Annotated in this window: 16 protein-coding genes; 3 read left to right on the top strand and 13 right to left on the bottom strand. The window is 71.4% G+C overall.

Going from position 1 to position 19,046, the window contains the following annotated elements; genetic code table 11:
• Positions 1-14: 14 nt before the first annotated feature.
• Both AC3IPY_RS08285 and AC3IPY_RS08280 read right to left on the bottom strand, forming a co-directional pair.
• Complete coding sequence (locus AC3IPY_RS08285; protein WP_489187950.1) at positions 15-2,210, bottom strand: ATP-dependent DNA helicase RecG; 2,196 nt, start codon at positions 2,208-2,210, stop codon at positions 15-17.
• Positions 2,207-3,007 (bottom strand): hypothetical protein, encoded by an 801-nt coding sequence (locus AC3IPY_RS08280; RefSeq protein ID WP_489187949.1) that lies wholly within the window; start codon positions 3,005-3,007, stop codon positions 2,207-2,209. Before AC3IPY_RS08280 ends, AC3IPY_RS08285 begins: the two co-directional genes overlap by 4 nt.
• Positions 3,008-3,094: 87 nt before the next feature.
• On the opposite strand from AC3IPY_RS08280, the gene AC3IPY_RS08275 reads away from it, so the two are divergent.
• The gene (locus AC3IPY_RS08275; RefSeq protein WP_489187948.1) at positions 3,095-3,727 is read left to right on the top strand and encodes an RsmD family RNA methyltransferase; all 633 of its coding nucleotides are present in this window, start codon (positions 3,095-3,097) and stop codon (positions 3,725-3,727) included.
• Here AC3IPY_RS08275 and thiL read toward each other — a convergent pair.
• Complete coding sequence (gene thiL, locus AC3IPY_RS08270; RefSeq protein ID WP_489187947.1) at positions 3,697-4,719, bottom strand: thiamine-phosphate kinase; 1,023 nt, start codon at positions 4,717-4,719, stop codon at positions 3,697-3,699. The genes AC3IPY_RS08275 and thiL overlap by 31 nt on opposite strands.
• A gap of 254 nt (positions 4,720-4,973) precedes the next feature.
• Here thiL and AC3IPY_RS08265 point away from each other — a divergent pair, with 254 nt between their 5' ends.
• Both AC3IPY_RS08265 and AC3IPY_RS08260 read left to right on the top strand, forming a co-directional pair.
• Entirely contained in the window at positions 4,974-6,644 is a 1,671-nt protein-coding gene (locus AC3IPY_RS08265) for a substrate-binding domain-containing protein (RefSeq protein WP_489187946.1), read from the top strand.
• Between the two features lie 24 nt (positions 6,645-6,668).
• Positions 6,669-7,205, top strand: coding sequence for a DUF3515 family protein (locus AC3IPY_RS08260; protein WP_489187945.1), 537 nt, complete (start codon positions 6,669-6,671; stop codon positions 7,203-7,205).
• Between the two features lie 15 nt (positions 7,206-7,220).
• Here AC3IPY_RS08260 and AC3IPY_RS08255 read toward each other — a convergent pair whose 3' ends face one another.
• From AC3IPY_RS08255 to AC3IPY_RS08210, 10 genes are all read right to left on the bottom strand, one after another.
• Positions 7,221-8,306 carry a D-alanine--D-alanine ligase family protein gene (locus AC3IPY_RS08255; protein ID WP_489187944.1) on the bottom strand — a complete coding sequence of 362 codons (1,086 nt, stop codon included), beginning with the start codon at positions 8,304-8,306 and terminating at the stop codon, positions 7,221-7,223.
• Positions 8,206-9,336: an NAD(P)H-dependent glycerol-3-phosphate dehydrogenase gene (locus tag AC3IPY_RS08250; RefSeq protein WP_489187943.1), complete on the bottom strand. Its 1,131-nt coding sequence runs from the start codon at positions 9,334-9,336 to the stop codon at positions 8,206-8,208. Before AC3IPY_RS08250 ends, AC3IPY_RS08255 begins: the two co-directional genes overlap by 101 nt.
• Positions 9,329-10,072, bottom strand: coding sequence for a lysophospholipid acyltransferase family protein (locus tag AC3IPY_RS08245; RefSeq protein WP_489187942.1), 744 nt, complete (start codon positions 10,070-10,072; stop codon positions 9,329-9,331). The genes AC3IPY_RS08250 and AC3IPY_RS08245 overlap by 8 nt, the downstream gene beginning before the upstream one ends.
• Positions 10,073-10,112: 40 nt before the next feature.
• Complete coding sequence (gene murA, locus AC3IPY_RS08240; RefSeq protein WP_489187941.1) at positions 10,113-11,483, bottom strand: UDP-N-acetylglucosamine 1-carboxyvinyltransferase; 1,371 nt, start codon at positions 11,481-11,483, stop codon at positions 10,113-10,115.
• Positions 11,480-12,100 (bottom strand): 3-isopropylmalate dehydratase small subunit, encoded by a 621-nt coding sequence (gene leuD, locus AC3IPY_RS08235; protein WP_489187940.1) that lies wholly within the window; start codon positions 12,098-12,100, stop codon positions 11,480-11,482. Before leuD ends, murA begins: the two co-directional genes overlap by 4 nt.
• Position 12,101: 1 nt before the next feature.
• Positions 12,102-13,604, bottom strand: coding sequence for a 3-isopropylmalate dehydratase large subunit (gene leuC / locus AC3IPY_RS08230; RefSeq protein WP_489187938.1), 1,503 nt, complete (start codon positions 13,602-13,604; stop codon positions 12,102-12,104).
• 118 nt (positions 13,605-13,722) lie between these two features.
• Positions 13,723-14,442: an FHA domain-containing protein gene (locus tag AC3IPY_RS08225; RefSeq protein ID WP_489187937.1), complete on the bottom strand. Its 720-nt coding sequence runs from the start codon at positions 14,440-14,442 to the stop codon at positions 13,723-13,725.
• 9 nt (positions 14,443-14,451) lie between these two features.
• The gene (locus AC3IPY_RS08220; protein ID WP_489187936.1) at positions 14,452-16,743 is read right to left on the bottom strand and encodes a transglutaminase domain-containing protein; all 2,292 of its coding nucleotides are present in this window, start codon (positions 16,741-16,743) and stop codon (positions 14,452-14,454) included.
• A complete protein-coding gene (locus AC3IPY_RS08215; protein WP_489187935.1) occupies positions 16,740-18,038 on the bottom strand; it encodes a DUF58 domain-containing protein in 1,299 nt (432 codons plus the stop codon). Before AC3IPY_RS08215 ends, AC3IPY_RS08220 begins: the two co-directional genes overlap by 4 nt.
• Positions 18,035-19,003, bottom strand: a complete 969-nt coding sequence (locus AC3IPY_RS08210) for an AAA family ATPase (RefSeq protein WP_489187934.1) — start codon at positions 19,001-19,003, stop codon at positions 18,035-18,037. The genes AC3IPY_RS08215 and AC3IPY_RS08210 overlap by 4 nt, the downstream gene beginning before the upstream one ends.
• Between the last annotated feature and the right edge of the window lie 43 nt (positions 19,004-19,046).

Below are 19,046 nucleotides of genomic sequence, written 5' to 3'. Positions count from 1 at the left end.
GGTGGGTTGTACTCTCAGCCCTTGCTCAGGAACTCGGTCGAGTCGTCGTCGAGCCGGCGGCGCACCTCGGCCGCGAGCGCCGGATGCCCGGAGAGCTCCGGATCGTCGGCGAGCAGGTCGGAGGCGGCGTCGCGGGCGTCGGCGATGACCTCTCCGTCGCGGACCACGCGCAGGAGCTTGAGCGAGGAGCGGCCGCCGGACTGCATCGCACCGAGCACGTCACCCTCCTGCCTGAGCTCGAGGTCGACCCTGGCGAGCTCGAAGCCGTCGAGGGTCGCCGCCACCGCCTCGACCCGCTGCCGGGCGAGGGACCCCGGGGGCGCTGCGGTGACCAGCAGGCAGAGGCCGGGAACCGTGCCCCGACCCACGCGGCCGCGCAACTGGTGCAGCTGCGAGACGCCGAACCGGTCTGCGTCGGCCACGACCATGACGCTCGCGTTGGGCACGTCGACGCCGACCTCGATGACCGTCGTCGCGACGAGCACGTCGATCTCGCCTGCGGCGAAGGCGCGCATCGTGGCGTCCTTCTCGTCGGAGCCCATGCGCCCGTGCAGCGGCGCGATGCGGATGTCGGCGAACCGCGGGTCGGCGCTCAGCCCCGCGAAGACGGTGGCGACGGATGCCACGGGCGCCGAGGGCGCCCCCTCGGCCGCAGCCGCGTCGGCCTCTTCGACCACCTTCGGTTCGATGGCCGGGCAGACGACGAACCCCTGTCGGCCCTGCTCGACCTCTTCGGCGAGCCGCTCCCAGACGCGCGCGCGCCAGGCGGGCCGCTCGGCGAGCGGGACGACGTGCGACTCTATGCCGGCGCGCCCCGCGGGCAGCTCGCGAATGGTCGAGACGTCGAGGTCTCCGAACACGGTCATGGCCACGGTGCGCGGGATGGGCGTCGCGGTGAGCACGAGGACATGCGGGGGCCGGCGCCCCTTGAGCCGGAGCGCCTCGCGCTGCTCGACGCCGAACCGGTGCTGCTCGTCGACGACCACGAGGCCGAGGTCGGCGAAGGACACCGCGTCGCCGATGAGCGCATGAGTGCCCACGACGATGCGGGACTGGCCCGCCGCCGCGCGCAGGAGGGCCTTGCGCCGCTCGGCCGCGGGCAGCTGCCCGGTGAGCAGCGTCGGCACGAGTTGCGAGGAGAGGTCTGGACCGAGCATGCGCACGATCGAGCGCAGGTGCTGGGCCGCGAGCACCTCGGTGGGCGCGAGCAGTGCCGACTGACCGCCGGAGTCGGCGACGGCGAGCATCGCGCGCAGCGCCACGACGGTCTTGCCCGAGCCGACCTCGCCCTGCACGAGCCGGTTCATGGGCACGGCCGCACCGAGATCGTTGGCGATGTGCACGCCGACCTCGACCTGGTCGCCGGTGAGGTCGAACGGCAGGCTCGCGTCGAAGCGTTCGAGCAGCCCGCCGGGCGTCGGGCGCCGCGCCGTGGCCGTGTGCGTGCGCAGCTCGGCGCGCCTGAGCAGCAGGGTGGCCTGCAGCACGAGGGCCTCGGTGAACCGCAGGGTGCGCCTGGCGGCCTTCCAGTCGCGCTCGGTCTCGGGGCGGTGCACGCGTTCGAGCGCATCGCGATGCGCGAGGAGGCCTCGCGCGGATCGCACGGCCTCGGGGACCGGATCGGCCACGGGATCGAGTCCGTCGAGCAGCAGGGCGACGGCCTTCGCGAGCTGCCAGCTCGCGAGCGTGCTCGTCGCCGGATAGATCGGGATGGGCGCTTCGGCCCAGCGCTTGACCGAGGCATCGGTCGGTGACGTCGACGTCTCCTCGTCGAAGAGCTCGTAGTCTGGATGCGCGAGCTGCCGTGCACCCCGGTAGTCGCCCACCTTGCCGGCGAAGATGCCGCGCACGCCCGGCACGAGCTCGCGGGCCCGCCAGGCCTGGTTGAAGAAGGTGAGGGTGAGGATGCCGGTGCCGTCGGAGATCTTGATCTCGAGGATCGACCCCCGGCGGGTCTGCATCTTGCGCTCGCGCACCTCGATCACCTCGGCGACGATCGTGACGTTCTCATCGAGCGGAAGGCTGGCGAGCGCGGTCAGCTCGCCGCGCAGGGCGTAGCGGCGCGGGTAGTGCGCGAGCAGGTCGCCAACGGTGCGGTACCCGAACGCGCGCTCGAGCGCCGCCGCAGTGCGACCGCCCAATGCCCCTGTCAGGCGGGAGTCGAGCGTGAACCGGCCGACGCCCGCCTCATTCGTCTGCTCGGCCGTCATGCCTCGATCGTAGGCGCGACCACCGTCAACGCCTCGATCTCGGCGAGCACGTACGGGTCGTCGGGCCGGAGCTCCGCGAGCTCGCGCTGCAGCGCGAGCGCCTCGTCGGAGCGGTCGAGGGTGCGCAGGCACCTCGCGACCGACCACCTGGTGACCTGCTGTTGTTCGGCCGAGCCATGGCGGTCGGCGATCTCGACCGCGCGCTCGAACTCCATGAGCGCACCGACGGCGCGCCCCTGATCGTGCTTGGTCCAGCCGAGGTTGTGGTGCAGGGCGATGCCCCAACGCAGCACACGCGGGTCGCGCTGCCCCTCGAGCACGTCGAGCCCCTCGGCGGCCCATTCCTCCTCGTGACCGGGATCGTGCAGCGCGAGCAGGTGCAGCGCGTCGAGCACGAGGAAGGCGGAACCCGCGCGCGCCGCTTCGCGAATGCCGAGCGTGAGTCCGGGCACGGCCGCGGAGGGCTCCTCGCCTGCCGCGATGAGCCTGCCCCGTTCGATCGCGACGCGCGCGCGCAATTCGGCGTCGGCTTCGGCGAGCCCGCGTTCGACGTCGTCGAGCAGCCGGTTCGCCTCATCGGTCGACCCCTGCAATCCGAGGGCACGCGCGAGCTGCGTCGCCATCACGGCACGGATCTCGGACGACGCCTCGTCGTCGTCGGCGGCCGCACGGAACCGTTCGGCGGTCGCCGCCGGATCGGCGAAGTCCCACATGCGGTCGAGGACCGCCTGTTCGACGAGGGCGCGGCGTCTGGCGGCCACGGGAGCGGTAGGGGCATCCACGGTCTGGTCATCCACCCCTCCATCATGTCAGCGCGGCGCGCTCGGCGCCCGGCGATGACGAGGCCACGCCCGCCGCCGTCGGGCCGATAGGCTGCGATGAGCATGACGCGCATCATCGCCGGGGCCGCCGGCTCACTCACCCTCGCCGTGCCGCGTTCCGGCACGCGTCCGACGAGCGACCGCGTTCGGGAGGCGATCTTCTCCGCACTCGAGGCCAGGGACGCCGTCGACGGCGGCGTCGTGCTGGACCTCTACGCCGGATCCGGCGCGCTCGGCCTCGAGGCCGCGAGCCGCGGCGCCGCCGAGGTCGTGCTCGTCGAGCGCGCGAAGCCGGCCGCCGACGTGTGCCGCCGCAACGCCGACGCGATCACGCGGGCCATCGGCCGGGGCGCGGCGCGCATCCGCGTCGTGCCCCGCGCGGTCGCCGCCTACCTCGAGACGGCTCCCGCCGGCGTGGACCTCGCGTTCATCGACCCGCCGTACGACCTCGACGAGGCCGCCCTCGCGCGCGACCTCGAACTGCTCGCCCCGCTGCTGAACGCCGATGCGCTCGTGGTGGTCGAGCGCAGCTCCCGCTCCCCCGAGCCGACCTGGCCGGCCGGCCTCGGGGTCGAGCGCCGCCGCGACTACGGCGAGACGACGCTCTGGTGGGCTGGCGCAGAGCCCGAAGCCGGCACCGGGACCGAGCCGGGCACCGGGGCCGCTCAGCCCGCCCGGCCGTCCCAGCCCGAATAGGGATCCCAGCCGTCGGCGCCGACCTCTCTCCCGTCGAGCAGCACGGTTCCGTCGCCCTCGACCACGCGCCCGAGCAGTTCGAACGGCTCGGGGATCTCGGCGCCCGCGGCGAAGGTCGCCAGGAACCCGTGGTCCTCGCCCCCCGCCAGCGCTCTGCGCACCTGCTCATCGTCGCCGCCGAGCGCGCGCGACGAGAAGTCGAACGAGACGCCGCTGGCCTCGGCCACGCGCCGGGCGTCGCGCGCCAGGCCGTCGGAGACGTCGAGCATCGACGTCGCCCCCGCGAGCGCCGCCGCGACGCCGGCCTGCACGGGCGGCGTCGGTGCCAACTGGGCGCGGACGAGCTCGGGATGCCTCGCACGGAGCGCGGCGGCCAACGTCGAGGACGGTTCGCCCGCGGCATCCGTCGCCTCGGCGAAGAGCAGCGCGAGCCCCCTGGCGGCATCGCCGCGCGCACCGGCGTGGGCGATGACGTCGCCGACCCGGGCTCCGGACCGCAGCACGGGCGCGCGGCCCTCGAGGTCGCCGAAGGCGGTGACCGCGATCGTCAGCACGTCTGAGGCCGACAGGTCGCCGCCGACGACCCCGGCGCCCGGCGCGAGTGCGGCGAGCGCCTCGCGGAGGCCGTCGGCGATGCCCTCGAGCAGCGTCGCCGGCATCGAGGGCGGCGCGGCGATCGCCACGACCAGTGCCGTGGGCCTTGCGCCCATCGCCGCGACGTCGGTGAGGTTCGTCGCGGCCGCCTTCCAGCCGAGCTCGAACGGCGTCGACCACGCGAGGCGGAAGTCGGGTCCGTGCACCAGCAGGTCGGTCGTGACCACGAACCTGCCGTCGGATGCCGCGACGAGCGCTGCGTCGTCGCCCGGGCCGAGCAGCGCCGAATCGCCCGACACGAGCCTGGGCAGGATGCGTCGCAGCGACGCGATCTCGCCGATTCCGCCGATCGTGTCGTCGTCGGATCGAGGCTCGTCCGTGTTCGATGAATCCAGCACGCGCCAAGCCTAGGACAGGCCGTTCATCAGGCCTTCTCCGCCTGTCACCCGTCCGAGGCACATGTCGAGAATGTAACGAATACTTACGTATTGGCCGAACGTGACGTAGGGTGAACTCGCCCCACCAGGCCGCGATACCCGAACCGCGGTGGCTCGAATGTTGCTCACCGTGCAGCAATGGAGCCCAAGTGAATCGACGAAGCGAACGAGCAGAACGCGCACGAGCCCGCGCACGCCGGCGTCGCCGCACGACCGTGATCATCGCCGCCGGAGCCGCGACCGTCGCCCTCGTGGGCATCGCCGGAACGGCCTGGGCCGGCGGATCGCTGAGCGCCTGGCTCGCCGCCGCCCCGGCCTGCGACGAACCCGTCCAGCTCCGCGTGGTCGCCGACACGGCGATCGCCCGCCCCGTGAAAGAGCTCGCGGCCGAGTACGACGCCCGCGAAGACGCCTGCGCCCGCACCGAGGTCGTCGCACAGGACTCGGCCGACACGTCGGCGCTGCTCGCCTCGGGCAACGGCTCCGACATCGACGCGTGGATCCCCGACTCCCCCGTCTGGCTCGTGCGCACCGCCTCGAGCGCCCGCTCGCTCGGGCGCGACGTGCCCGACGTCGCGCTCGAACGCTCGATCGCCTCGAGCCCCGTCGTCTTCGCCGCCCCCGTCACCGGCGCCGACGCGCTCGCCGGTCGCGAACTCGACTGGGGCGACGTGCTCACGGGCGAGCTGCCGGCCCTCCTCGCCGACCCCGAGGCGTCCTCCGCCAGCCTGAACGGCCTGCAGGCCATGGAGCGCGCGACCCCCATCGGGGAGGCGCGCCAGTTCCGCAATGCGATGATCCGTCTGAGCGACGGCGCCCCGACCCGGGTGGACGCCGCGTTCGCCGCGCTGGCCGTGAGCCCGCCCGGCACCGTGGCGATCGCGAGCGAGCAGCAGGTCGCCATGCACAACCACGACGATGCCGCCACGCCGCTCCTCGCCCTCTACCCCGACGACGGCACGCTCGCCCTGCAGTTCCCGTTCCTGCGCATGCTCGACAAGTCCGAGCTCGCCAAGAACCAGCCCGCCGAGGGCGACGAGGCACCGCAGGACGCCGAGCACGAGCACCTCGCCCAGCGAGCCGCGCAGCTGAACGCGCTGAAGATCGCGCTCTGGGACGCCTCCGACCGGTTCGCGGCCGAGGGCTTCCGCGACGGCACCGGCGGCGGCGAGCTCAAACAAGACGGCGTGCTGGCCGACGCGACCGAGGTGGGCTCCGCCGCGGCATCCGCTCAGGTCTCGATCCTGCGCACCTGGGGTGTGCTGAGCCTGCGGTCCCGCATCCTCTCGGTCATCGACGTCTCGGGCTCGATGGAGGAACCCACGGTCACCGGGCTGCGCCGCATCGACCTGCTCACCCAGGCCGCCACCAGTTCCATCTCGCAGCTCTCCGAGGCCGTCGACGTCGGCGTCTGGGCGTTCTCGACGACCCGCATCGGCGATCAGGACTGGGAGCCGCTCTCGCCCATCGAGCCGCTCGCCGACGACGCCCACCGCCAGTCGGTGCTCGACGTCATCGGGTCGTTGCCCGGCAGGCTCGGCGGGGCGACCGGCCTCTACGACACCACCCTCGCGGCGGTGCAGGCCGTGCGCGAGAACTACGACCCGGCCAACGTCAACTCGGTCCTGCTGCTCACCGACGGCAAGAACGAAGACGAGAACGGCATCAGCAGGGACGCCCTCATCGAGCAGCTCAACGCCATCACCGACAGCGACCGGCCGGTGCCGGTCGTGCTCGTCGGCATCGGGCCCGACACCGACCTCGGGTCCATGCGCCTGATCGCCGAGGCGACCGGTGGGGCCGCCTACTCGGCCGAACGCCCCGAAGACCTCAAGACCGTCCTCACCGACGCCCTGTCGCAGCGCTCCTGCCGTCCGAACTGCTGAACCCGACGGGGTAACCTGAAGCGGATGTCTCAGCACCCCGCCATTCCGTCGCGCCGGCACAGCCCGTCACGCCCGCACGGCCCGTGGCGCGGCAGGCTCGTCGGGGTCGCCCTCGCAGCCGTCGTCGCCGCCCTCGCCCTCACGGGCTGCAGCCCGATCGTCAACATGCAGGCCGCACCCGATGCGAGCGACACGGCATGCGCCGACCTCGTCGTGCTCCTGCCCGACACCGTCGCCGATCAGCCCGCCCGTGAGACCGATGCGCAGGGCACGGGTGCCTGGGGCGAGCCGGCGGCCGTGCTGCTGCGCTGCGGCGTGCCCGTGCCGGGGCCCACCACCGACCGGTGCCAGAGCGTCGACGGCATCGACTGGATCGTCGACGAGACGCAGGCGCCGAACTACGTGTTCACCACCTACGGGCGCACGCCCGCCGTCGAGGTCGTCGTCGACTACGACGTCGTCTCGGGTTCGACGGCGCTCGCCGACCTCTCGCGCGCGGTCGGGGTCATCCCGGCCGACGGCGGCTGCACCTCGGTCGAAGACGCGACGCCGGCGGAATGACCCCTCGGTGCCCGCTCAGCGAGCGCCGCGGGCGTACCCGACGTTGATGAGCTCGCCGATCAGCTCGGGGTAGCTGAGCCCGGTGTTCAGCCAGCACGTCGGGAACATCGAGATGGGCGTGAAGCCCGGCATCGTGTTGATCTCGTTGACCACGAAGCCCTCGTCGCCGAGGAACACGTCGACCCGCGCGAGCCCCGAGGCACCGATCGCCTCGAACGCGCGTCGGGCGATGCGCTCGAGCTCGAACGTCTCGCCGTCGCCGAGCTCGGCCGGGCAGACCAGGTCGACACCCGGCGCATCGAGGTACTTCGCCTCGAAGTCGTAGAAGTCGCGGCCGGTGACGACCACCTCGCCGGCGACGCTCACGCGCACGCCGTCTCGGCCCTCGAGCACCGCGATCTCGATCTCACGGCCGGGAACGGCCTGTTCGACGAGCACCGTGCGGTCTTCGGCGAACGCGATCTCGAGCGCGGCGTCGAGCTCGGACCAGTCGGACACCTTCGTGACGCCAACCGACGAACCCGCCCGTGCGGGCTTGACGAACACCGGGAGCCCGAGGCCGCGAACGCGGCGCTGCCAGAGCTCGGCGTCGGCCTCGAGCGCGGCACGCGTGAGCGTGACCCACGGCGCGACCGGGATGCCGGCGGCCTCGAGCGCGGTCTTCGTGAAGTGCTTGTCCATGCCGACGGCCGACGCGAGCACGCCGTTGCCGACGTAGGGCAGTCCGACGAGCTCGAGCAGGCCCTGCACGGTGCCGTCTTCGCCGAAGCGGCCGTGGAGGATCGGGAAGACGACGTCGGCCTCGCCGAGCGAGCGTTCGCCCGAAGCATCCGTCACCCGGATCTCGCGCGAGGCCGAGCTCTCGGGCCAGCGCACGCGCGAGCCGTTGTCGAGCACCTCTGGAAGGTGTCCGGGGTCGAGCGCGAACCGCGCCGGGTCGTCGCTCTCGAGCACGAACGCGCCGTCACGGGTGATGCCGACCGGGATCACCTCGAAGCGGTCACGGTCGATCGCTCCCAGGACCCCGCCCGCCGTTGCGCAGCTGATCGAGTGTTCGCTTGAACGCCCTCCGAAGAGCAGAACCACCCTGAGCTTGTCCATCCATCGTCCTTTCGCCCTGCGGCTCGTCGTCGGTCGTGAGGTGGGGCGCGATGTCGCGCGGCTCGAGCGTTCCGGCGAGCACCTGGCGCACCTGCTCGACGATCGGCATCTCGACGCCCTTGGCGCGGGCGAGCTCGAGGATCGGGCCGACCGAGGCCAGCCCTTCGGTGGTCTGGTTCATCTGGTTCACCACGTCGGCGAGGTGGTACCCCTGACCGAGCAGGCGGCCCGCCGTGTTGTTGCGCGAGAGCGGCGACTGGCTCGTCGCGATGAGGTCGCCGAGACCGGCGAGCCCCGACAGCGTCTCGGGCTGCGCTCCGTAGGCGACCGCGAAGTCCGTCATCTCGACGAGGCCGCGCGTGATGATGGAGGCCTTCGTGTTCTCGCCGTAGCCGACGCCGTCGACGATGCCGATCGCGACGGCGATGAGGTTCTTCAGCACGCCACCGAACTCGGTGCCGATGACGTCGGTGTTCACGAACGAGCGGAAGTACCGGTTGCGCGAGATGGATGCCACGGCCTGGGCGGTCTCGAGGCTCGTCGAGGAGACGACGGCGGCCGTCGGCTGCTCCTTCGCGATCTCGAGGGCGAGGTTCGGCCCCGAGATGACGGCGATCTGCCCCGGATCGATGGGGAGCACATCGGCGATGACCTCGCTCATGCGCAGGCCCGACGACTTCTCGACGCCCTTCATGAGCGAGACGATCGTCGCCTGTGCGTGCAGGTGCGGCTCGGCCGCGACGAGGTTGTCGCGCAACGACTGACTCGGCACCGACATGAAGACGTGCTCGGCACCAGCGAGGGCGAGGTCGAGGCGGCTGGTCGCCCGGAGCCCCAACGGGAGGTTGACACCGGGGAGGTAGTCGCTGTTGCGCTTGCCCTCCTGGATCTCCTTCGCGAGCTCGGGGCGACGGGCCCACAGGACGACGTCGGCGCCGCCGTCGGCGAGGATCTTCGCGAACGTCGTGCCCCAACTGCCCGCGCCCATGACGGCGACGCGCGTGCGGTGGCTCGGTCGGCTCCTAGCCATCGAGACGCCCCGTCTCCTTCTGGCCGTGCTTGGTCGGGTCCCAGCGCTCTTCGGGCGCCGGCTCGCCGCGAAGCTCGGAGAGGAGCGCGGCGATCGCGTCCATGAGTTCGCCCGTCGCCTTCAGCAGGCTCGCCTGGTCGAGCGGCTTGCCGCGGTACGCGGAGAGGTCGAGCGGCTCGCCGATGATCACGTCGATGGTCTTGCGCGGGAACGGGCTCAGCTTCTTGCCGTAGCGGCCCATGAGTTCTTGCGTGCCCCAGTGGGCGGCCGGCACGATCGGGATGTCGCGCTCGAGCGCGATGCGCACGGCCCCCGTCTTGCCGCGCATCGGCCAGAGGTCGGGGTCGCGCGTCAGCGAGCCCTCGGGGTAGACGACGACCATGCGCCCCTTCTCGACGAGCTCTTCGGCCGCGCGCAGGGCCGCGTGGCTCTTGCTCCCGGCACGCTCGACCGGGATCTGCCCGGAGGTGCGCAGGAGCCAGCCGAGCACCGGGTTCTTGAACAGGGACGCCTTCGCCATGAACCGCGGCGCTCGCCCCAGGTGCCAGCTCGCGGCCCCCATCACCACCGGGTCGATCTCGCTGTAGTGATTCGGGGCGAGCACGAACGCCTCCGTCTGCGGCATGCGCTCACGATGGTGGAAGCGGTACTTCACCATCAGGCTCAGGGGCGGCAGGACGATGCCGGCGAGAACCCAGAAGAACGACGGGCGACGGGTCTCCGAACGGGCCTTCACAGGATGATCGGGAGACGCGTCGTCGTGGTGCACTCCCCCATTATGCGTCGAGTTCGAAATCCGCCCCGAGGAGCTCGAGCTTCGTGATGAAGTTCTCGTACCCGCGGGCGATGATGCCGACGTTCGAGACGGTCGAACGGCCGTCGGCGGTGAGCGCCGCGATGAGGTGGCTGAAGCCGCCGCGCAGGTCGGGGACCTCGATGTCGGCGCCCGTGAGCACCGACGGCCCGGAGATCACCGCGGAGTGCTTGAAGTTGCGCTGGCCGAACCGGCAGGCCGCCGAGCCGAGGCACTCCTTGTGCACCTCGATCGATGCGCCCATCTCGACGAGCGCGTCGACGAAGCCGAATCGCTGTTCGTACACGGTCTCGTGCACGATCGAGACGCCCTTGGCCTTGCTGAGGGCGACCACGAGCGGCTGCTGCCAGTCGGTCATGAAGCCGGGGTGCACGTCGGTCTCGATGATCACGGGCTTCAGGTCGCCGCCGGGGTGGAAGAAGCGGATGCCGTCTTCGGCGATGTCGAAGTCGCCGCCGACCTTGCGGAAGACGTTGAGGAAGGTGAGCATCTCGGCCTGGCGGGCACCGCCGACGAAGATGTCCCCCTCGGTCGCGAGCGCCGCAGCGGCCCAGCTCGCGGCCTCGTTGCGGTCGAAGAGCGCGCGGTGCGTGTAGCCGTCGAGCTTGTCGACGCCCTCGATGCGAATGACGCGATCGGTGTCGACCGTGATGATCGCACCCATCTTCTGCAGGATGTTGATGAGATCCATGATCTCGGGCTCGATGGCCGCGCCCGAGAGCTCGGTGATGCCGTCGGCGAGCACCGCGGTCAGCAGCACCTGCTCGGTCGCGCCGACACTGGGGTACGGCAGCGACACCTTCGCGCCGTGCAGGCCGTCGGGTGCCGACATGCGGATGCCGCTCGGGAGCTTCTCGACGATGGCGCCGAAGTTGCGCAGCACCTCGAGGTGGTAGTCGATCGGGCGGTCGCCGATGCGGCACCCGCCGAGGTCGGGGATGAACGCCTCGCCGAGGCGGTGCAGCAGCGGCCCGCAGAACAGGATCGGGATGCGGCTGGACCCGGCGTGGGCGTCGATGTCGGCCATGTGCGCCGTCTCGACGGCGGACGGATCGAGGATGAGTTCGCCCTCGACCGGGCCGTCGGTGACCGTGACGCCGTGCACCTCGAGCAGGCCGCGCACGATGCGCACGTCGCTGATGTTCGGCACGTCCTTCAGCACGCTCGGCGTGTCGCCGAGGATGGCCGCGACCATCGCCTTGGTGACGAGGTTCTTCGCGCCCTTGAGTTCGATGCGACCGACGAGCGGCTTGCCGCCGTTGATCGTGATCTTGTCGACGCTCAAACCGACCGCCGTCCCGTGGTTCTTGGCATCCTGCCCGAGTGTGTTCACAGAGTTCCTGATTCCGCCGGCTCCCGGATGGGGAGCGTCTTCGGCCGCCAGGCCTCTCGGTGCGTCTCGAACTCGGCGATGGCCGGTTCGTCGCGCAGGGTGAGACCGATGTCGTCGAGCCCTTCGAGAAGCCTCCATCGAGTGTAGTCGTCGACGTCGAAGGGCACGGTCAGCGAACCGACGCTGACCGTACGCTCAACCAGATCGACCGTCACCGCTATTCCCGGCTGGGCCTCGACGACCTCCCAGAGCCGCTCGACGTCTTCGTAGGCGACCTGCGCGGCGAGCAGCCCCTGTTTGCCGGAATTGCTGCGGAAGATGTCGCCGAAGCGCGAGCTGATGACCACGTCGAACCCGAAGTCGCGCAGCGCCCACACGGCGTGCTCGCGGCTCGAGCCGGTGCCGAAGTCGGGGCCGGCGATGAGCACGCGCGCACCCTGGTAGGCCTCCTGGTTCAGGATGAACTCGGGGTCTTGGCGCCACGCGTAGAACAGCGCGTCGTCGAAGCCGGTCTTCGTGACCCGCTTGAGGAACACGGCCGGGATGATCTGGTCGGTGTCGACGTTGGACCGGCGCATCGGCACTGCGACGCCCGAGACGGTCGTGAACTTCTCCATGTCAGCGCCCTTCGCCTTCGATGCTCGTCGGGGTCGTCTTGCCGGTTACCAGCGCCGGATCGAGACCAAGATCCCACGGACTGGACAGCGTGCCGCGGATCGCGGTCGCCGCGGCCACGAGCGGGGACACGAGGTGGGTGCGACCGCCCTTGCCCTGACGGCCCTCGAAGTTGCGGTTCGAGGTCGACGCGCAACGCTCGCCCGGAGCCAGCTGGTCGGGGTTCATGCCGAGGCACATGGAGCAGCCGGCGAAGCGCCACTCGGCGCCGAACGCCTCGAACACCTTGTCGAGACCCTCGGCCTCGGCCTCGAGGCGCACGCGGGCCGAACCCGGCACCACCATGACGCGGACGCCGTCGGCCTTCTGCTTGCCCTCGATGATCGAGGCGAAGGCGCGCAGGTCCTCGATGCGGCTGTTCGTGCACGAGCCCATGAAGACCGCATCGACGCGGATGTCCTTCAGCGGTGTTCCGGGCTCGAGGTCCATGTACTCGAGCGCACGCTCGGCGGCGGCGCGCTCGTGCTGGTCGTCGATCGCGGCCGGGTCGGGCACGGTCTCGGAGAGCGAGACCCCCTGCCCCGGGTTCGTGCCCCAGGTGACGAAGGGCTCGAGCGCGTCGGCGTCGATGGACACCTCGGCATCGAACCGCGCGCCCTCGTCGGTGGCCAACGTCTTCCAGTACTCGACGGCGGCCGTCCAGTCCTCGCCCTGCGGCGCGTGGGCCCGGCCCTCGAGGTAGTCGAACGTCGTCTGGTCGGGCGCGACCATGCCGGCCCTCGCGCCCGCCTCGATCGACATGTTGCAGATCGTCATCCGGCCGTCCATCGACAGTGCGCGGATGGCGCTGCCGCGGTACTCGAGCACGTAACCCTGCCCCCCGCCGGTGCCGATCTTCGCGATGACGGCGAGGATGATGTCCTTCGCGGTGACGCCGGGTCGCAGCGTGCCCTCGACGTTGATCGCCATGGTCTTGAACGGCTTCAGCGGCAGGGTCTGCGTTGCCATGACGTGCTCGACCTCGCTCGTGCCGATGCCGAAGGCCATCGCGCCGAACGCGCCGTGCGTCGAGGTGTGCGAGTCGCCGCAGACGACCGTGATGCCGGGTTGCGTGAGGCCGAGCTGCGGCCCGACGACGTGCACGATGCCCTGCTCCTTGTCGCCGAGCGAGTGCAGGCGGATGCCGAACTCGGCGGCGTTGCGACGCAGCGTCTCGATCTGCGTGCGGCTCGTGAGATCGGCGATCGGCTTGTCGATCGCGAGCGTCGGCGTGTTGTGGTCTTCGGTGGCGATCGTGAGATCGGGCCGCCGAACCGGCCGGCCGGCCATGCGCAGGCCGTCGAAGGCCTGCGGGCTCGTGACCTCATGGACGAGGTGCAGGTCGATGTAGATGAGGTCGGGCGTGCCGTCCTCGCCCTTCTTGACCAGGTGGTCGCTCCAGACCTTCTCGGCCAGGGTGCGCGGTCGTGCTTCCGGCGTGATGACGCCGTTGGTCGGTACGTTCATGCGTTCGCTTCCTCAGGAAATATGGACAGCCGACAGCAGACTCCGCGGCGGGATCGGCCTAGAACGAGGCCCCGCCGCGGCAGCGAAGGAGAAGTCGAACTGCGCGCACCATGACAGGCTACACCGTCAATCCGGCGGTACGGCGCAGCGTCAGGGCGAGGTCGCCGAGCCTGAGCACCGACCCGGCGTCGACCGCGGCGGGCGCGCCGGCGTCGAGCACCGTGACCTCGCCGCCGCCCGCCTGGACGGCCACGCCGTTGGTCGAGTGCAGGTCGGTGACGATGACGCGGCCCTCACGCACCTCGATGAGGGCGTGCGTCTTGGACACCGTTCGCGTCGGGTCGACGAGCGCGATGCGGCGGGCGTCGGCGTACACGCCGTCGGCGACCGGATTGCGGCCGAGCACGCAACTGCCGGACACCTCGATCTCGACGCCGTCGCTGCCGACGAGGTGGAACGTCGGCGCTGATGCCGCCGGCAGCACGGGTCGCGGCACGAATGCCGGCGGCATCGTGAGCTCGGTCGGCGAAGCGGTCGGCGTCGGCGACGTCACCGCTGCGGGCGGGGCCGACGTCACGGCCGCCGGCGGGGCCGAGACCGGCGGCGGACCTGCGAGCGCAGAGGGCGGCGCCGTCGGCAACGGCGTGAACGCCGGGAACGGACGAGCGGGAAGCGCCTGCACCGTGCGGTCGGTCGCCCCCGGCACGCTGCCCGTGTGCGGTTGCAGATCGCCGCGACGCGGTGCGCCCGGCCCGGGCTCATTCGATTCGGACTCGTCGGGTTCGGGCGCGTTCGGGATCAGCCCCGGCGGGGGGACGATGAACTCCGGCGCGACCACGAGGGCATTCTACCGACGTCGGCGCAAGCGGTACCTGGCGATGAACCGGCGTGTGCGGCCGACGGCCGCCGAGACCGCGGCGGCCGCGGCATCCGCTTCGTTCCATCGGGTGAGGACGGTCTCGGTCGCGACCTGCTCGCCGTCGAACACGTCCCGGTCGACGCTCGCCGCCAGCGCCATGAGCGCGAGGCCGCCGTCGCCGCCGTCGGGGGCGACGCCCTGCTCGGAGGCCTGCCGTTCGAGGGCGTGGGCGGTCTGCAGTCGCGACGAGCGGGCCGGCGGCTCGAACCCGAGTTCCGCGTAGCGGTCGACGAGTTCGTCCCAGGCGCCGGCGGCGGAGATCTCGTTCGGACTCGATCGACGCGTGTTGCGCCGGCGCGCCTTCGCGAGCGCGACGACGAGCATCGGCAGGAACACGATCGCGAGCGGGATGCCCACCGAGGCGGTCGCCACCCACACCCAGCCGGGGATGCGGAACTCGCGGTCCTTGTCTTCATCGTCGGTGTCGTCGATCTCGACCGTGGAGAGCAGGTCGTCCTCGACCGCTTCGGCGCGCGGGGGCTGGCGCACCTGCGGCTGGGGCTCGGACTTCGGCTTGGGCGTCTGCTCCTGCGGGGCGTCGATCTCGTCGGGCGTGGGGTGGAACGAGACCCAACCGACGCCCTCGAACGGCACCTCGACCCACGCGGTCACGTCTTCGCCGACGACCTCGACGGACTCGTCGTCCTCCCCGACCTCGGGCGCGAATCCCATGACGACCCTGGCCGGGTAGCCGAGTTGGCGGGCCATGAGCGCCATCGCGGCGGCGTACTGCTCCTCGTCGCCGACCATCGAGGAACGAGTGAAGAGCTCGATGAGCCGGTCGGCACCGTGCCCGGCGCGGGAGGCGACCGAGTCGGATGCGCGGCCGTGGCTGAGGAATCCGTTGGTCTTGAGCCCCCGCTCGATGTTGCGGAGCTGTTCGATGGGCGTCGTGGCATCGCCCGCGTACTCCTCGCCCTTCGCGGCGACCACGTCGGGCACGTTCTCGACCGACGGCATCTCGATCGAGGCGACCGGGACGTCGACGAGGGCGTCGTCACTCGGTTCCTGCTGGATCCGGGTCTCCAGGCGGTACCTGGCCCCCTCGGCCACGCCGCTCGTCAGCACGGCCGTGCCCGCGGCGGCGTTGTACCGCAGGTCGCCCGTGCGCGCGGTCGTGCCTGCGTCCTCGAGTTCCAGGTCGGAGCCGTAGCCGACCGTGGGCAGCCACACGTCGTCGTAGCCTGCCACGTCGATCTCGACCGAACGCGAGCTTCCGAGCGTCGCGAGCGGCGGCTGCGGCAGGGTCGGCCCCGTGATCGCGTACCCGCCGTCGGCATCGGAGTCCCCTGGCCCGGCGACGTTCCAGAGCCGGCCCGTGTAGGAGTTCATCGACGCGAGCCGGATGGTGTCGCCCGGCTCGAGCCCGGTGGCGGTGAACAGCGACTCCTCGGCGAGGTCCTTCGTGTAGTTGCGGAACCCGGCGAGCGGACTCGGGAACTCCAGCGGGTCGAACGGCGGCACGATCTCGTCGCGCAGCACGAACCGGTCGGGAGCGATGGGCGCCACCGCGAGCCCGGCGAAGGCGCCGATCGCGACGGCACCGGCGACGACGATCGCCGAGCCGCGCAGCTTCTGCGTCCGGAGCTTCCTGGCGCCGGCCTCGTCGGTCTCGACGTCGGCGCCCCGTCGCCACGCGAGCCAGACGAGCGCGATGACGGCGAACGCGACCCCGCGAACGCCCGCGAAGAACGCCTCGTCGGTTCCGAGCAGGATTCCGGAGACGAACAGCAGCACCGGGCCGATGAGGATCACGGCACTGCGCAGCACGGTGCGGCGGCGCGGCAGCCACCGCAGCACGAGCATCGAGCCGACGAGCGAGACCACCCAGGCCGCGAAGTACGGCACGACCGCGATGTAGTACGGGGCCTCGACCGGCGTGCCGATCGTGAGGATGTCGGCCCAGCCGTACACGGCGCCGATGGCCAGCCCCGCGAGCGAGGTGAGGCTGGGCAGCACGAGGAACAGCGCGGAGTCCGGCATCGTGAACGGCGTGCCGAGCACGAAGTATGCGGCGAGTCCGAGCAGCACCGTGGTGAGCACCCCGAGGCGCAGCATCGTGCCCAGGAGCGCCGCGAGGGTGCCGATGACGAGCCCGGCGGCCGCCGCGAGCAGGAAGTCGAGGTCGCCGAAGCTCGTCTCGTATCCGGCGATGGCGAGCACCGAGAGCACGCCCAGCACGATGAGGTCGGTCACGGCGGACCTGGGGATGTGCGTCACGGGCGGACCCTCCCGACGAGTCCGGCGAGGTCGGCCAGCGAGCCGACCGTGACGACGATGGTGCCGGCGACCTTCGCGATGCGCGACGGCGCGCCCGCCTCGACACGGAACGCGAGCATCTGCGTGTCGGGCCCGAAGACGGTCTCGGCGGCGCGGAACTCGGCCAGCGGCACGGTCGATCCCGCGACGATGATCGCGACGCTCGGCGGGGAGAGCCGCTTCGTGCGCTCGCGCACGAAGGTGCGGAGCGAGTCGTAGGCATCGGATGCCGCGTCGATGCGACTGGTGTCGTCGAGGAGCGCGGTCGGGGTCGCCGTTCGGATCGTCAGCTGCTCGGTCATGATGTCGACGCGCGTCGCGTCGCGCACGACCTGCACTGCGATGGAGGCGAGCACCGAGACGCCGAGCTCGAACTCGTCGTCGGAGGCGTAGTGCGCGCGCTCGGTGCACTGCAGCAGCGCGAGCTGCGACCGCCTCGTCTCCTCGAACTGGCGCACCATGAGCGTGCCCGTGCGCGCCGACGTGCGCCAGTGCACGTTGCGCAGCGGGTCGCCGGGCTGGTACGCCCTGAGCGCGTGGAACGAGATGTCGTTGTCGGTGATCGTCTTCGTGATCTCGCCCTCGAGGTCGCGCACGAGTCCTGCGGCAGACGGCTTCAGCCGCGCGGTCACGGGATGCACGAACAGCTCGACGGGTTCGCTCCAGCGCACGATGCGCCGCAGCAGCCCGAGCTGGTCGCCGCGCACCGAGATGGCCGGGCCCGCGATGATCACGGCGCGGCGCGAGGTCGGCACGGCGAAGAGCTCCTCGTGCTCGGCCGCGGCGGGCAGGCCGGGCACGATGAACTCGGCGAGACCTGCGCCCACCGGCAGTTCCATGCGCGACGGGATCGACGGCTTCTGGCCGACGTTGGTCACCGCGAGTCGCCCGAACGCGCGTTCGCCGGCGACGACGCGCGTGGGCTGCAGCGCGACCTGCACGCGGTAGTGCATGCGCCCGAAGGTGAACGGGATGCTCACGAGCAGCGCTGCGAGCAGCGTCGCGCCGAGGAAGACGAGTTCGATCCAGCCGAGCAGCGCCGCCCCGATGAAGGCGACGAGCGAGGCGAGCAGCACGAACCAGCCCGTCAGCGAGACGACGCCCGTCACGGGCGACGCCCATTGCGCAGCCTGCCGGCCCGCCGACGAGAGCGCGGTCGCGGTCGATCGAGCGGATGCCGCGAGCGAACGCCCGACGGCCCGTGCGGCGATGCGCGCCTGCGACGGGGGTCGGGGCGCGCGCGGCTCCGCGCTCATGCGGCGCGGTAGGCGGGCGGTGCGACGTCGACGAGCACGGAGGAGACGATGTCCTCCGCCTTGGCGCCGGCGAACTCGGCCTCGGGGTCGACGATGATGCGGTGCGCGAGCACCGGGACGGCGAGCTCGCGCACGTCGTCGGGCGTCACGTACGTGCGACCGTGGCCGATCGCCCAGGTCTTCGTCGCGCGCGCCAGGGCGAGCGCGCCGCGCATGCTGACGCCGAGCGCCGAATGCTTGTGCTCGCGCGTGCCGGTGACGATCTCGTTGAGGTAGCCGAGCACGGCCGCGTCGACGTAGACCTCGGAGGCGAGCTGCGCCATGGTCGTGACCGAGCTCGAGGCGATGATCGGCGACACCTTCGACGCCCGCGCACGGTTGGCGGAGTCGAGCAGCAGCGTCACCGCCGTGTCGTGGTCGGGGTAGCCGAGCGAGGTCTTGATGAGGAAGCGGTCGAGCTGCGCCTCGGGCAGCGAGTACGTGCCGGCCTGCTCGACCGGGTTCTGCGTCGCGATGACCATGAACGGGCTGCCGACCTCGTAGCCGACGCCGTCGACCGTGACCCTGCCCTCCTCCATGACCTCGAGGAGCGCCGACTGGGTCTTCGGGCTGGCCCGGTTGATCTCGTCGGCGAGCACGATCGAGGCGAAGATCGGCCCGCGGTGGAACTCGAAGTGCCCCTTGCCCTGATCGAAGATCGTCACGCCCGTGACATCCGACGGCAGCAGGTCGGGGGTGAACTGGATGCGCGAATGCGTGCCGTCGAGGGTGTTCGCGAGCGCCTTCGCGAGCACGGTCTTGCCCGTGCCCGGGAAGTCCTCGAGCAGCACGTGCCCGTCGGACAGCAGCGCGGTCACCACGAGTTCGATCGTCGGCTTCTTGCCGAGGATCGCCTGGTCGATGTTGTCGACGAGTTTCGAGAAGGCGTCCTGGAACCAGGTCGCCTGTTCTTGGGTCACTGCCATGTGTTCGTCTCTTTCCTGTACTCCGACGTGAAGCGTCGCCCGA

It is taken from the genome of Agromyces sp. GL_144 (genome assembly GCF_057834305.1).
This window is presented reverse-complemented; position numbering and strand designations above follow the sequence as displayed.